The sequence below is a fragment of the Limnohabitans parvus II-B4 genome, from assembly GCF_003063455.1.
GTDB classification, from domain to species: domain Bacteria; phylum Pseudomonadota; class Gammaproteobacteria; order Burkholderiales; family Burkholderiaceae_C; genus Limnohabitans_A; species Limnohabitans_A parvus.
Genome location: NZ_NESN01000001.1, coordinates 604,620 through 617,848, shown reverse-complemented (window position 1 = coordinate 617,848; position 13,229 = coordinate 604,620). Strand labels below are relative to the sequence as shown.

At 60.4% G+C, this 13,229-nt stretch carries 12 protein-coding genes; 5 read left to right on the top strand and 7 right to left on the bottom strand.

The features are described 5' to 3' along the window. Nucleotide 1: 1 nt before the first annotated feature. From B9Z37_RS02800 to B9Z37_RS02770, 7 genes are all read right to left on the bottom strand, one after another. Nucleotides 2-1,315 (bottom strand): TolC family outer membrane protein, encoded by a 1,314-nt coding sequence (locus B9Z37_RS02800; RefSeq protein ID WP_108311495.1) that lies wholly within the window; start codon nucleotides 1,313-1,315, stop codon nucleotides 2-4. Between the two features lie 35 nt (nucleotides 1,316-1,350). Beyond that, complete coding sequence (locus tag B9Z37_RS02795) at nucleotides 1,351-1,680, bottom strand: rhodanese-like domain-containing protein (RefSeq protein WP_108311494.1); 330 nt, start codon at nucleotides 1,678-1,680, stop codon at nucleotides 1,351-1,353. A 14-nt stretch (nucleotides 1,681-1,694) separates the two neighbouring features. Continuing rightward, nucleotides 1,695-2,354 carry a protein-L-isoaspartate O-methyltransferase family protein gene (locus tag B9Z37_RS02790; RefSeq protein WP_108311493.1) on the bottom strand — a complete coding sequence of 220 codons (660 nt, stop codon included), beginning with the start codon at nucleotides 2,352-2,354 and terminating at the stop codon, nucleotides 1,695-1,697. 40 nt (nucleotides 2,355-2,394) lie between these two features. Continuing rightward, nucleotides 2,395-5,601, bottom strand: coding sequence for an efflux RND transporter permease subunit (locus tag B9Z37_RS02785; protein ID WP_108311492.1), 3,207 nt, complete (start codon nucleotides 5,599-5,601; stop codon nucleotides 2,395-2,397). A 13-nt stretch (nucleotides 5,602-5,614) separates the two neighbouring features. After that, complete coding sequence (locus B9Z37_RS02780; RefSeq protein ID WP_108311491.1) at nucleotides 5,615-6,751, bottom strand: efflux RND transporter periplasmic adaptor subunit; 1,137 nt, start codon at nucleotides 6,749-6,751, stop codon at nucleotides 5,615-5,617. Continuing rightward, on the bottom strand, nucleotides 6,748-7,401 hold the full coding sequence (locus B9Z37_RS02775; RefSeq protein ID WP_108311490.1) for a TetR/AcrR family transcriptional regulator: 654 nt from the start codon (nucleotides 7,399-7,401) through the stop codon (nucleotides 6,748-6,750). The genes B9Z37_RS02780 and B9Z37_RS02775 overlap by 4 nt, the downstream gene beginning before the upstream one ends. Before the next feature lie 133 nt (nucleotides 7,402-7,534). After that, nucleotides 7,535-8,722 (bottom strand): acyl-CoA dehydrogenase, encoded by a 1,188-nt coding sequence (locus B9Z37_RS02770; protein ID WP_108286428.1) that lies wholly within the window; start codon nucleotides 8,720-8,722, stop codon nucleotides 7,535-7,537. Between the two features lie 100 nt (nucleotides 8,723-8,822). On the opposite strand from B9Z37_RS02770, the gene B9Z37_RS02765 reads away from it, so the two are divergent. The 5 genes from B9Z37_RS02765 (at nucleotide 8,823) to B9Z37_RS02745 (ending at nucleotide 13,168) form a co-directional block, all read left to right on the top strand. After that, complete coding sequence (locus tag B9Z37_RS02765) at nucleotides 8,823-9,710, top strand: LysR family transcriptional regulator (RefSeq protein WP_108286429.1); 888 nt, start codon at nucleotides 8,823-8,825, stop codon at nucleotides 9,708-9,710. 92 nt (nucleotides 9,711-9,802) lie between these two features. Further along, nucleotides 9,803-10,336, top strand: coding sequence for a peptide-methionine (S)-S-oxide reductase MsrA (gene msrA / locus B9Z37_RS02760; protein WP_108311489.1), 534 nt, complete (start codon nucleotides 9,803-9,805; stop codon nucleotides 10,334-10,336). Nucleotides 10,337-10,417: 81 nt separating this feature from the next. After that, the gene (locus tag B9Z37_RS02755; RefSeq protein ID WP_108311877.1) at nucleotides 10,418-10,657 is read left to right on the top strand and encodes a hypothetical protein; all 240 of its coding nucleotides are present in this window, start codon (nucleotides 10,418-10,420) and stop codon (nucleotides 10,655-10,657) included. Between the two features lie 24 nt (nucleotides 10,658-10,681). Then, on the top strand, nucleotides 10,682-11,080 hold the full coding sequence (locus B9Z37_RS14765; protein WP_407067213.1) for a DUF2946 family protein: 399 nt from the start codon (nucleotides 10,682-10,684) through the stop codon (nucleotides 11,078-11,080). A gap of 78 nt (nucleotides 11,081-11,158) precedes the next feature. After that, nucleotides 11,159-13,168 carry a TonB-dependent receptor gene (locus B9Z37_RS02745; RefSeq protein ID WP_108311487.1) on the top strand — a complete coding sequence of 670 codons (2,010 nt, stop codon included), beginning with the start codon at nucleotides 11,159-11,161 and terminating at the stop codon, nucleotides 13,166-13,168. Nucleotides 13,169-13,229 lie beyond the last annotated feature (61 nt).

Below are 13,229 nucleotides of genomic sequence, written 5' to 3'. Positions count from 1 at the left end.
GTTATTTCAGCAGCTTGCTGATGTTGAGTACATCCTCGACTTTCAACACCCCAGCCGCCTGACGCAGCTTCAACTGCCCCAGCAGCACGTCATAACGTGCTTTGGCCAGATCGCGTTTGGTTTGGAAGAGTTGGCTTTGGCTGTTGAGCACATCGATGTTGATGCGCACGCCCACCTGGTAGCCCAACTTGTTGGCGTCCAAGGCGCTTTGGCTGGAGGCTTCGGCGGCTTCCAGAGCTTTGACCTGTCCTAAACCCGATTGCACGCCAAAAAAAGCGGTGCGTGTGGCTTGGCTGACCGTGCGTTGCGCCCCGTCGAGGTCGTTGCGGGCTTTTTCTTCCAGCGAGACGGTTTCCTGAATGCGGTTTTGGGTGGCATAACCCGCATACAAGGGCAGGTTAAATGCCAAGCCGATGGTGCCGGTGTTGTTGTTGACCCTGGACGGGGATGCGTCACCGCGGAACCGCGTGCCGCCATACGAGGCGGTCAAGTCCAATGTCGGCATGTGTCCGGCTTTGGCTTTTTCGGTTTCGAGTTGGGCCACTTCCAAACCGATGCGGGCTTGCTCAATGGCCGGGCTTTGCGCGGTGGCTTGCTGGACCCATGTTTCTGCATCTGCGCCAGCAGTCGTAATGAGGGCTGCACCCGCTTTGAGGGCCAGGGGCTGTGCGTTGTTTGTTCCCACCGATTGGTCGAGTGCCAGTTTTTTGACCCGCAAATCGTTTTCGGCTGCAATTTCTTGAGCCGTCACCAAGTCAAAGCGTGCTTGCGCTTCACGGGTGTCGGTGATGGTGGATGTGCCCACTTCAAAGTTGCGCTTGGCTGCAGCCAATTGCTCGGAAACGGCAGACTTTTGGGCTTTCACAAAAGCCAGGCTTTCCTGCGCGGTGAGAACATCAAAATAAGCTTGACTGACGCGCACGATGAGGTCTTGTTCTGCAGCTTTCAGCTGCGCCTGGGCGACGTCAACCTGCTTAAGACCTTGCCGGTAGCCGGCCAGGTTGGCGGGACGGAACAGCGGTTGGCTGGCACTGAGCGTGGTGGTGCGTGTGCCATACCGTGCATCTGCATTGGTGCTGGTTTTGTTGTCGAAATCAGACTCACTCACCGTCGCCCCGAGTCCAGCGGTCGGACGCAACAAGGCTTTGGCCTGTTCGGCTTTGGCCAAGTTGGCTTGGTATTGAGCCTGTGCAGCTTTGAATGAAGCGTCATAACCCTTGGCAGCTTCGTAAAGTTGGACCAGACTTTGGGCGTGGGCGGTGCCTGTCAAAACAGCCGCCAGGGAAAGAGTCAAGGGCAGGAGACGCAGTTTCATCGGGTTACTTTCAGAATTCAGTGTGACCAGCCGATTCAATAAACCGGAATGGTGGGGTCGACTTGCACGGACCAGGCATGGATGCCGCCAGATACGTTGGCGACCTGGAAGCCATGTTGGGCCAAAAAAGCCGCCACTTGCATGCTGCGGCCACCGTGGTGGCACAGGCAGGCGATGGGGCGGGATTTGTCCAGCTCATCCAGTCGGGCGGGTATGGTTTGCATGGGCATGTGCACGAGATCCAGCGCATCGATCTTGGCGCTGGCCGTTTGCACTTCCCAGCCTTCACGCACATCCAGCAGGATGGGCCGTTGTGTCTGGCCTTTGGCCCAATCGGCGAGCTGTGCGGGGGTGATCTGTTCCATGGCGTGCTGCGCGGTCAGAACTGGAAGCGCGAGGGCTCGGTGAACCCGCTCAGGCGTGCGGCATTGCAGTCCCAAGGCTCGGTGGTGGTCCAGCTGCTGTCGCTGGTGCGGGTGATCAGCGTCGCGCGCATCATGGGCTCGTCACCCACGATGGCAGCCAGGCGGCCCCCCACAGCGAGTTGCTGCAACAAGGCGGCAGGCACTTCGGCCACGGAGCCATTGAGCAAAATCACGTCAAACGGGCCATCGGCAGCAGCGCCTTGGCTGCCCTCGGCGTTGCGCACAGTCACGTTGCTCACACCTGTTTTTTGCAGGTTGGCTTGCGCTTGGGCTGCCAAATTGGCGTCGATTTCCAGGCTCAGCACGTGCGCGGCTTGGTTTGCCAGCAAGGCGGCCATGAAGCCCGAACCGGTGCCAATGTCCAGCACTTTGTCGGTTTTTTTCACCGCCAGATCTTGCAGCAAACGAGCCTGAACCCGGGGTGCCAGCATGACCTGGTTGGGCGCAGAGCCCAAAGGGATTTCCATGTCGACAAAGGCCAGGGCTTTGTGCGCCAATGGCACAAAGTCTTCGCGGCGCACGACCGAGAGCAGGGCCAGCACTTGCGGGTCCAGCACTTCCCAGGGGCGGATTTGCTGTTCAATCATGTTGAATCGGGCTTGATTCAGATCCATGGGTTACTCCTGAAGGGGTTATCGCTAAATGAGGGTGATTTTAAGGGGCGGGAGCGTCATGTCCCTGACGGCTGGGGGCAAGGCCTGCTTTGCGGCGAATCCATTGCGCCAGGTCATCCATGTAGCAATACACCACGGGCACAACCACCAGGGTCAGCAAGGACGAGGTGATGACCCCGCCGATCACGGCCTGGCCCATGGGGGCGCGTTGCTCCGAGCCTTCGGTCATGGCAAAAGCCAGCGGCACCATGCCGAAAATCATGGCCAAAGTGGTCATCAAAATGGGGCGCAAGCGGACTTTGGCGGCCATCAAGAGGGCTGCGTTGCGTTCCATGCCCGGGATGACGTGGCCGTCCTTGTCTGTTTGGTTCTCGCGGGCCCGGATGGCAAAGTCCACCAGCAAAATGGCATTTTTGGTGACCAGGCCCATCAACATGATCACGCCGATGATCGAGAACATCGACAAGGTCGAGCGAAAAGCCATCAGGGCCAGGACCACACCGATGAGCGTGAGCGGCAATGCCGTCATCAAGGCCAGGGGCTGCAGGAAGCTCTTGAATTGGCTGGCGAGAATCATGTAAATGAAGATCACCGCCATCGCCAAGGCCGACACGGCATAGCCAAACGATTCGGCCATGTTTTTGGTGGAGCCGCCAAACTGGAAGCGGTAACCCGGAGGCAGGTTGACACCCTCCATGACCTTGCGGATGTCCGCCGACACTTCGCCAGCGGCCCGGCCGTAGGTGTTGGCGTTGATGGCCACTTCGCGCGTCAGGTCGCGGCGGTTGATCTGGTTGGAGCCGGTGGATTCGCTGACTTTGGCCACCTGGCCTAGGCGCACCACGCGCGGGTTGCCGTCTGGCCCTGCGCTCACAGCAAAGGGCAGTCGTTCCAGATCTTGCGGGGCATTGCGGCTTTCCGGTGACAGGCGCACGTTCACGTCATAGGTCTGGTCGTCGGGTGCCCGCCAGTTGCCCACGGTTTGGCCTGCGACCAGGGTCCGCAATGGTCCGGCCAGTTGCCCGGTCCCCAGGCCCAAGTCGGCGGCCGAGTCGCGCAGCACTTCTACGCGGATGGTGGGCTTGTTGGCTTTGACGCTGGAGTCCAGGTCCACCAGTCCGGGGATGTTGCGCACCTTGTCCATCACGCCCAAAGCCAAACGCTCCAGCTCCCGCTGGTCAGGGCCTTGCAAGGAGAACTCCACTTGCTTGTTGCCGCCCACCGAGTCCAGCAAGCCCACATGCGTGACGGTGACGCCGGGGATTTTGTTGAGCCGATCGCGCAGGATGCCAGACATCTCGTCCACATTGCGCTGGCGGTCCTTGCGGTCGATCAGGCGGATGTAAATGCTGGTGCTGTTTTTGCCCAAGGCGTTGCCTGTGTTGAGGGTGGCCAGGGTGTAGCGCACCTCTGGAAACTCGCGGATGATGGCTTCGACTTGTCTGGCTTTGGCTTCGGTCGCCTCTAATGAACTGCCCACAGGCGTCTGGAAATTCACAGTGGTTTCAGAAAAGTCGGCTTTGGGAACAAACTCGGTGCCCACAAAGCGGATCATGAAAATGCTCAGCGCAAACACACCCACCGCCATCAGCACGGTTTTGCGCTTGTGCACCAGAGACCAGGCCAGGATTGTTTGATAACCCTCGGCCAGTTGGTCGGTGCTGCGCTCAAACCAGCCGGTCACCCGGCCAATGGTCTTGTCATAGAAAGTCACGGGCGCATGGTGCTTGCCATGCGCTTCGATGCTCGGGTCGTGCCAGATGCTGGACAGCATCGGGTCGAGTGTGAAGCTGACAAACATCGAGATCATCACCGCCGCCACGATGGTGATGCCGAACTCGTGGAAGAACTTGCCGATGATGCCTTCCATGAAACCGATCGGCAAAAACACCGCCACGATGGACAGGGTGGTGGCCAGCACGGCCAGTCCAATTTCACTGGTGCCGTCCATGGACGCGTTGAACGCGTTCTTGCCCATCTGCACATGCCGAACGATGTTCTCACGCACCACGATGGCGTCGTCAATCAACAAGCCCACGCACAGCGACAAGGCCATCAGCGTGACCATGTTGATGGTGAAGCCAAACATCTGCATGAACATGAAGGTGCCGATCAGCGAGATCGGCAAGGTCAGCCCGGTGATGACGGTGGAGCGCCAGGAGTTGAGGAACAGAAAAACGATCAGCACTGTCAGGATGGCCCCCTCGATCAGGGTGCGGCGCACGTTGTCGACCGCCACGCGGATGGGGCGCGAGCTGTCCGTGATGGGCTCCAGTCGGATGCCTGCAGGCGTCTGGCTTTTCATCTCGGCCACGGTCCGCACAAGGCCGTCGATCACGTCGATGGTGTTCTCGTCCTGGGCTTTTTGTACCGTCATCAACAAGGTGCGTTGGCCGTTGTACAAGGCCATCGTGTCAAGCTCTTGGGCACCGTCTTGCACCCGTGCCACCTGAGACAAGCGCACCGAGGTGCTGCCTTTGCGGACCACGATGATGCGTTCAAAGTCTTCGGGACGCTTCATGCGCGATTCGATTTGAACCATGCGCTCTTGTTCCAGCGAGCGGATCGCCCCCACAGGCAAGTCTTGGTTTTCGTTGCGCACCGCGCTGACCACTTGGTCTGCCGTGACGCCCAGTGCTTCCATGGCCGCAGGTTGCAGGTACAGGTTGATCTCGCGTCGGGTGCCACCGACCAACGAGACGGAGCCGACGCCGCGCACGTTTTCCAGGCGCTTTTTGAGCACCTGCTCGGACCAGTTGGTCAACTCCACCGCACTGGGGGCTTTGCCCGTGGCCTTGTCAGTGCTTGCATCAGGCACCACGGCCAGCGACCAGATGGCGCGGGCGGACGGGTCAAACCGCAGCACTTTGGGCTCTTTGACTTCGGTGCGCAGGCTGGGGCGGATGGCCGCCACTTTTTCGCGCACATCTTCGGCGGCCTTGCGGCCGTTGATGTTCAGTTGGAACTCGATCACCACCACCGACTGGTTTTCGTAGCTGCGAGAGGTGAGGGCGCTGATGCCCGCGATAGAGTTCACGCCTTCTTCGATTTTTTTGGAGACTTCGCTCTCAACAATTTCGGGCGATGCGCCGGGGTATTCGGTGCTGACCACCACCACCGGGAAGTCGATGTTCGGGAACTGGTCGACTTTGAGCCGTTGGTAAGAGAACAGGCCCAGCACCACCAAGGCCAGCATGATCATGGTGGCAAAGACGGGGTTTTTCAGGCTGACGCGGGTGAACCACATGGATCTATCCCTTTCAGCGTACGCCAGCGGTGAACTTCACCAGCGTGCCTTCGCGCACCGCGCCTGCACTGGCTGTGAGCACTTGAGCCCCTTCAGCAAGACCTTGCACCTCGACCCAGGTCAGTGTGATGTTTTTCAACGTCTTCTCGGCACGGGTGCCGGTTTGCACGGTCACATGACGCACTTGCTCGCCATCGACCACCTGCACATAAGGCTGAGGCTTGTCGGTGCGCACACTCGACAGCGGCACGGCCAAGGCTTGCACGGTTCGGGTGCCCAAGCTGCCCTCGGCAAACAAGCCCTGGCGCAAGCCATCTTGACCCGCCACGCCCAGATAGACCAACACACTGCGGCTGCCGGCTTGGGCTGCGGGGTTGATGCGCAAGACCTTGGCGGCGACGGGCTCGTCGATGCCTTCGACCTTCAGTTGCGCTTTCATGCCTGCGCGCACCAAGCCGGCATCGGCGGCGGGTAAAGCCGCTTCGAGTTCAAGTTGGCTGAGGTTGACCACCTCCACAATGCGGGCATCGAGCCCCATGCGCTCGCCGGGTTGGGCCAGTCGCTGGGCAATCTGGCCGCTGATGGGCGAGCGGATGATCGCATCGTCCAAAGCCTTGCGTGTGACGTCGAGCGCAGCCACCGCCGCCATGTGCGTGGCCTTGGCACCATTCAGGCTGGCCGCTGAATTTTGCAAAGCGGTTTGCGAGATAAAGCCTTGGTCTACCAAAGCTTTGTTGTTGTCGAACTGCTTTTGTGCAATCTCGACTTGGGCTTGTGCCGCATCGGCTTGCTGTTTGGCTTGACGTTCACGCGCTTGGTATTCAGTGGGGTCGATTCGGGCAATCGTCTGGCCTGCTTTGACCAAGTCGCCTTCACGCACCACCAAATCCATCAGTTCGCCAGTCACACGTGCTTTGACCATCGCGCTTTGGCTGGCTTTCAGCGTGCCCGAAACCGGCAGACCCAAAACCATGTCCATTTTCTGGGCTTTGACGACATCGCTGGCGCTCAACTCGATCTGGGTGGCAACGGGTGTACTTGTTTTGGTGGTTTCTACCGCGGTCTTGCGCAGGCTGGCCCATCGGGCACCCCCAGCGAGCAAAGCGGCCGCAGCCACGCCAGAGAGGATCCAGAGGGTAGAACGTTTCATGGTGTTTGGGGTAAAGAAAGTCCACGCACCAGCAATTGGGCGTGTTGGGTGATGAATTGTTCGGGCTTGATTTGCTCCGACACTGGACAACAAGGGCCCATGGAGTGTTTCCACATGACCAGAAAAAGCAGGGGTGCCATGACCGAGTGCAAAGCCAATTCGACATCGACCGGCCGAAACTCGCCTTGGGCAATCGCACGTTGCAGCACGGTGCGCACCAAGGCTTGGCCGGGTTCGATGACTTCCTGGCGGTAAAAAGCCGCCAGCTCCGGGAAGTTGGTGGCCTCGCTCATGATCAGTTTGGAAATGCCCGAAGCCTTGGTGGCACCATAGCGGTGCCACCATTGCAGCATCATCCATTCGAGCAATTCACCGGAGGTTCCCTTGAAGTGCGCCATTTCGCCAGCGCCTTGGGTCACCGGATGGACCACGTTCTCGCGCACCACGGCTTTGAACAGGTCTTCTTTGCTCGGAAAGTACAAAAACAGGGTGCCTTTGGACACGCCCGCGCGTGCCGCCACTTCTTCGACCCGTGTCGCGGCAAAGCCTTTCTCGACAAACAAGTCCAACGCGGCATCAAGCAGCTCGCCGGGGCGGTCTTGCTTGCGGCGCTCTCGTTTGTGCGGGACGGGGAGGTCGGTGGGGTTCACGATGTTTTGTTAATGACTGACTGGTTAGTAATGTAAGCCCTGCGCAGGGCTTCGTCAAGGTGGTGGCGCACCCTGAGCATCCAACAAAAAAGGCTGCCCCTTGGCAGCCCCTCTTGTGCTTGAAAGCTCCGACTCAGTTCGAGAAAGCCGGAATCCCGGTGATCGCCCGGCCCAAGATCAGGGCGTGCACATCGTGCGTGCCTTCGTAAGTGTTGACCACTTCCAGGTTCACCAGGTGGCGGGCCACGCCGTATTCGGCGCTGATGCCGTTGCCGCCCATCATGTCGCGTGCCATGCGGGCGATGTCCAGCGCCTTGCCGCAGCTGTTGCGCTTGAGGATGCTGGTCACTTCCACCGGGGCGTTGCCCGCGTCCTTCATGCGGCCCAGAGCCAGACAGCCCTGCAGGCCCAGGCTGATTTCGGTCAGCATGTCGGCCAGCTTCTTCTGGATCAGCTGGTTGGCGGCCAAGGGGCGACCAAACTGCTGGCGGTCCATCACGTACTGGCGGGCGCGCAGGTAGCAGTCTTCGGCCGCGCCCAATGCACCCCAGGCGATGCCGTAGCGTGCGCTGTTCAGGCAAGTGAAGGGGCCTTTCAAACCGCGCACTTCGGGGAAGGCGTTTTCTTCGGGGCAGAACACCTCGTCCATCACGATCTCGCCGGTGATCGAAGCACGCAGGCCGACCTTGCCGTGCACAGCGGGGGCGCTCAAACCCTTCCAGCCTTTTTCCAAAATGAAGCCACGGATCTGGCCGCCATCGTCTTTGGCCCAGACCACGAACACATCGGCGATCGGGCTGTTGGTGATCCACATCTTTGCACCGCTGATGCTGTAGCCGCCGTCCACCTTTTTGGCGCGGGTGATCATGCTGCCGGGGTCGGAGCCGTGGTTGGGTTCGGTCAGGCCAAAGCAGCCGATCCACTCGCCACGGGCGAGCTTGGGCAGGTATTTCTGCTTTTGTGCTTCGGTGCCGAAGTCGTTGATCGGCACCATCACGAGGGACGACTGCACGCTCATCATGGAGCGGTAGCCCGAATCCACGCGCTCGACTTCGCGGGCCACCAGGCCATAGCAAACGTAGTTCAGGCCCGCGCCGCCGTACTGCTCGGGGATGGTGGGGCCCAGCAGACCCAGCTCACCCATCTCGCGGAAGATGGCCACGTCGGTGGTTTCATTCAGGAATGCGTCTTTCACGCGGGGCAGCAGCTTTTCCTGGCAGTAGGCGCGGGCGGCCTCTTGCACCTGACGCTCGTCGTCGGTCAGTTGGGCGCTGAGGTTGAAGGGGTCTTCCCAGTTGAAAGTGTTTTTGGGGTTGGCCATGTTGGAGGTCTCCGTTTAAAAATCTTGAAGTGGATTGTCAGGGTGAGATGAATAGTTGTCTAATATCAATTATCGATTCATTAATACATTTTTTAAATACATGGAATTTCGTCACCTGCGCTATTTCCTCATGTTGGCCGAGGAGTTGCATTTTGGTCGGGCTGCGCAGCGCCTGTCGATTTCGCAACCGCCTTTGAGTCTGAACATCCAGCAGCTCGAGGCCTCTGTGGGGGCGCAATTGTTCAATCGCAACAGCCGTGGCGTGCAACTGACGGCTGCGGGGTTGGCCTTTGTGCCTGCCGCACGGGCCTTGCTGGCGCAAGCCGGTGCTGCTGCCCGGGAAGCGCGTGACGTGGCCGAAGGCCAGTCGGGTCAGCTGCACATCGGCTTTGCCGGGACCATGCTGTATTGCGGTTTGCCGCAAATCATGAGCCGTTTCCAGGCCAGCCATCCGCGCTTGCGTTTGGTTTTGCGGGAGTTGAGCTCGACCGAGCAGCTGTCCGAGCTGTTGCGCGATCGCCTGGACGTTGGATTTGTCCACACGCCCCGGGTGCCACCCGGCTTTGAGCATATTTTGGTGGCCAGCCAACCCTTGGTGGCCTGCCTGCCCGCCAGCCACCCTTTGGCGGGTGCGGCCAGCCTGGGCTTGAATGCGCTGTCAGGACAAGACTTGGTGGTGGTGTCCCGCACTGTCTCGCCCGATTACCACGAGCGCATCCTCCTGTTGTGCGAGCAAGCCGGCTGGATGCCTCCCGTGGTGCACGAGTTGCGCCATTGGCTGAGTGTGGTGTCTTTGGTTTCCCAGGGTTTGGGCGTGGCGCTGGTGCCGCAGGCCTTGCAGCAATCTGCGCTGGCGGGCGCGGTGTTCGTGCCGCTGCGCGAGGTGGATGTGCGTTACGACACGCGTTGCCTCTGGCGCAGCGACCGAGACCAGACAGCGCTGGGGGACTTTGTGCAGGCGGTGCAGGCGGGGCTTGTGGGCGACTGATAATCCAAATTGCCTGGGGTGGGCTTGGTGGGCGCATTTGTCACCCCGGACTTGATCCGGGGTCCATCTTCAACATCGTAAAAGGAACAAACATGACAGAAACATTGGTGTTGGGTGGAGGGTGCTTTTGGTGCACCGAGGCGGTGTATGTCAAGGTGCGCGGCGTGACCGATGTGGAATCGGGTTACTGCAATGGCCAGACAGTCAATCCCACTTACGAAGAGGTGTGCACCGGCCGCACCGGACACAACGAAGTCGTCAAGCTCGAATATGACCCTTCGCAGACCAGCATCCGCGAACTGCTCGAAATTTTCTTTGTCATCCACGACCCGACCACGCTCAACCGTCAGGGCAACGATGCAGGCACGCAGTACCGAAGCGGCATTTACTTCACGACGGCCGAGCAAGCCCAAGTGGCGCAGGCGCTGATCGCCGAGCTGACCGCGGCCGACGCCTTTGGCCAGCCTATCGTGACTGAGGTGCTGGCTTTGGCCAATTACAGTGGAGCGGAGGCATACCACCAGGACTTTTTTGAACGCAACCCCTATCAAGGTTATTGCATGGCGGTGGCAGCGCCCAAAGTGAGCAAGTTCAAAAAGACGTTTGCACGCTTGGTGCGTGAGTGACCAAAGTCCGAGTATTCTTGTCTTGTGCCCAGTTTGAAGGGTATGGTCAAACTCCTTGATCACATCGCCAAAAATCAGACCATGAACAAAATTGTTTTTTGCTTAGTCACTTTGACCTTGTCCTTCGGGGCTGCAGCCCAGCACAGCACCAAGGAAGTCCAGGAAGACATTGCCCGTCACCGTGCCATGGCCGAGGCCCACGAGGCGGCGGCCAAATGCCTAGAGTCCGGCAAGAAGCCCGATCAATGCACCAAGGCGTTGCAAACAGCCTGCAAGGGCTTGGCCTTGGGCAAGTATTGCGGCATGAAGCACGCGCATTGATCCACCGCTGACCACGCGCCTGCCATGAGTTCTGCCCGTTCAAGCCTGCCGCGCTGGCTGAATATCCTGCTGCTGGGCGCCTTGTTGTGGGCCCCGCTTTGGGGTCAGTGGCATGGCATTGCGCACGGGACCCGGCAGGTGCTCTCGGTCCCCGTTGATCGGCACGAGGGGCATGTGCTTGCTGGGCCTGTCCAAGATGAAAATCGACACGAAGGCCATTCGGCTGACCTGGGACATGAGGCCGACTCTGACCTGTGTCGTGTACTGGATCACCTGTCCCAAGCCGAACGGCTGAGTGCATCGTGCTCATGCGGCCTGGCCCCGATGGGGACGACCGCGCCCCCCATCTTTCGGCTTGCTTTTTCTTCAGACCGGGACCGCTGGTCCCCGGCGCAAGCCCGTGCGCCGCCTGTGTTGATTTGAACCCCTGATCTTGTCTGGCTGGCTTTCCGTCTGTAGCGGAAGGCGCTGGACTGTTCCTGTTTTTCAAATCACACAGATATGACCCATTCTTTTCAGCTTTCGGCCTTGGCTTGCGCCTGCTTGGCCACTTTGTCTTTTTCAAACGCTTGGGCGCAAAACGCCGCACCCAGTGCGCTCCCAGAAATCGTCATCACCGGCAACCCCTTGGGCCGCGACAGCACCACCGTGCCTGTGAGCAGCCTGGGCCGCGCCGACCTGCTCGAACGCGGGCAAAGCACTTTGGGCGAAACCCTTAACGGTTTGCCCGGCGTGTCCAGCACCTACTTTGGCCCCAACGCCAGCCGCCCCACCATTCGCGGGCTTGATGGCGACCGCATCCGGGTGCTGAACAACAGCGCCTCCAGCCTGGATGCTTCGGCACTCAGCTACGACCATGCGGTGCCACTCGATGTTTTGTCCACCGACCGCGTAGAAGTGCTGCGCGGCCCGGCCGCCTTGCTTTATGGTGGCAGCGCCGTGGGCGGTGTGGTCAATGTGATCGACAACCGCATCCCGCGAGAAGCAGTCTCGGGCGTGCTGGGCAAAGCCCAGCTGCAAGCGGGCACGGGCAACGACGAACGCAGCGTGGCTGGTTTGGTGGAGGCGGGCAACGAACGTTATGCCCTGCATTTGGACGGTTTTGACCGCCGCACCGGCGATGTGCGGGTGCCGGTGGCACTCGAATGCACAAAGCCCGGCGCACCTGCCAACGCCCGGCGCATCTGCAACTCGGCCAGCACCGCCCGGGGTGGCGCTTTTGGTGCCAGCACCTTTTGGGCGCACGGCTATTTGGGCGCATCGGTCAACAGCTACCAAAGCGACTACGGGACCGTGGCCGAAGACGAGGTGGCGATTGGCATGAAGACCACCCGCTACGCGCTGGAGGGCCAAGTGCGCCAATTGCCGGGCTGGTTTGAGAGCGTCAAAGCCCGCCTGAGCCACACCGACTACCAGCACACCGAGTTTGAGGGCACCCAAGCGGGCACCGTGTTTGCCAACAAAGGCCAAGACCTGCGCATCGAGGCGCGGCACCGCCCGGTGGCGGGGTGGCAAGGCGTGGTGGGTGTGCAGACCGAATCGAGCCGCTTTTCTGCGGTGGGAAGCGAAGCCTTTGCCCCTTTCAGCCGCACACGCAGCCATGCTCTTTTTGTTCACGAAGAACTGCCCACCGCATGGGGCCAAGTCACGGCCGGAGCGCGTTGGGAGTCGGTGCGGGTGGAATCCTTGGGCAACCCCGAGCTGGAGCGGTTTGACGAGGGCATCGGGGCCCAAAAATTCACGCCCTTCAGTGTGGCCGCTGGGGCGGTGTTCAAGCTTTCGCCCGCATGGTCTTTGACCGGCAATGCTGCCTTGACGCAGCGTGCCCCCAAAGACTACGAATTGTTTGCCAATGGCCCACACCTGGCCACCCACGCCTGGGAAATCGGCAGCGCAGCATTGGGCCTGGAAAAGTCCAAGAGCCTGGATGCGGGTGTGCAGTGGAAGTCCGGCCCCGACAGTGTGAATGTGACGGCCTTTGCCAACCAGTTTGCCAACTACATTGGCCTGATGAACACGCAGGACGTGGAGGGCGTTTTGCCCGTGCAGCGCTACCAAGGCGTCAAGGCCCAATTCAGAGGCTTGGAGGCCAGCGGTCGTCAGCGTCTGTGGCAAAACACCTCGACGCTCGACCTGGACTGGCGTGCCGACACCGTGCGGGCCACCAACACGAGCACGGGCGAGCCATTGCCCCGCATTGCGCCCATGCGTGTAGGCGCCACGCTGGTGTATGGCCAAGGCCCCTGGAGCGCCAAGATGAGCGCTGACTGGCATGCCGCGCAAAAGCGTGTACCCGAAGGCAGTGTGGCCACGGGTGCCTACACCTGGGTCAACGCCAGTGTGGCTTACCGTCAAAAGCTGGATACCACCGTGCTGCATTGGTTTGCCCGCTTAGACAACCTGACCGACCAACTGGCTTACAGCGCCAGCTCGATCCTGACCAGCACCGCGTTTGGCAAGTCGCCCTTGCCGGGCCGCAGCGTCAAGCTGGGGGTTCAGGCCACGTTTTGATGGCCTGCGTGGCGTCGCCTAGGCGGCGGCGCTACGTGGTTTCCGCCATTTGAGCGGCTGA

Bases quoted from the DNA above. Each gene is read 5' to 3' on its own strand.
- B9Z37_RS02755 (WP_108311877.1), top strand. From the start codon at position 10,418: ATGAACAAAATTGTTTTTTGCTTAGTCACTTTGACCTTGTCCTTCGGG.
- B9Z37_RS02785 (WP_108311492.1), bottom strand. From the start codon at position 5,601: ATGTGGTTCACCCGCGTCAGCCTGAAAAACCCCGTCTTTGCCACCATG.
- B9Z37_RS02770 (WP_108286428.1), bottom strand. From the start codon at position 8,722: ATGGCCAACCCCAAAAACACTTTCAACTGGGAAGACCCCTTCAACCTC.
- B9Z37_RS02765 (WP_108286429.1), top strand. From the start codon at position 8,823: ATGGAATTTCGTCACCTGCGCTATTTCCTCATGTTGGCCGAGGAGTTG.
- msrA (WP_108311489.1), top strand. From the start codon at position 9,803: ATGACAGAAACATTGGTGTTGGGTGGAGGGTGCTTTTGGTGCACCGAG.
- B9Z37_RS02800 (WP_108311495.1), bottom strand. From the start codon at position 1,315: ATGAAACTGCGTCTCCTGCCCTTGACTCTTTCCCTGGCGGCTGTTTTG.
- B9Z37_RS02795 (WP_108311494.1), bottom strand. From the start codon at position 1,680: ATGGAACAGATCACCCCCGCACAGCTCGCCGATTGGGCCAAAGGCCAG.
- B9Z37_RS02745 (WP_108311487.1), top strand. From the start codon at position 11,159: ATGACCCATTCTTTTCAGCTTTCGGCCTTGGCTTGCGCCTGCTTGGCC.
- B9Z37_RS02790 (WP_108311493.1), bottom strand. From the start codon at position 2,354: ATGGATCTGAATCAAGCCCGATTCAACATGATTGAACAGCAAATCCGC.
- B9Z37_RS02780 (WP_108311491.1), bottom strand. From the start codon at position 6,751: ATGAAACGTTCTACCCTCTGGATCCTCTCTGGCGTGGCTGCGGCCGCT.
- B9Z37_RS14765 (WP_407067213.1), top strand. From the start codon at position 10,682: ATGAGTTCTGCCCGTTCAAGCCTGCCGCGCTGGCTGAATATCCTGCTG.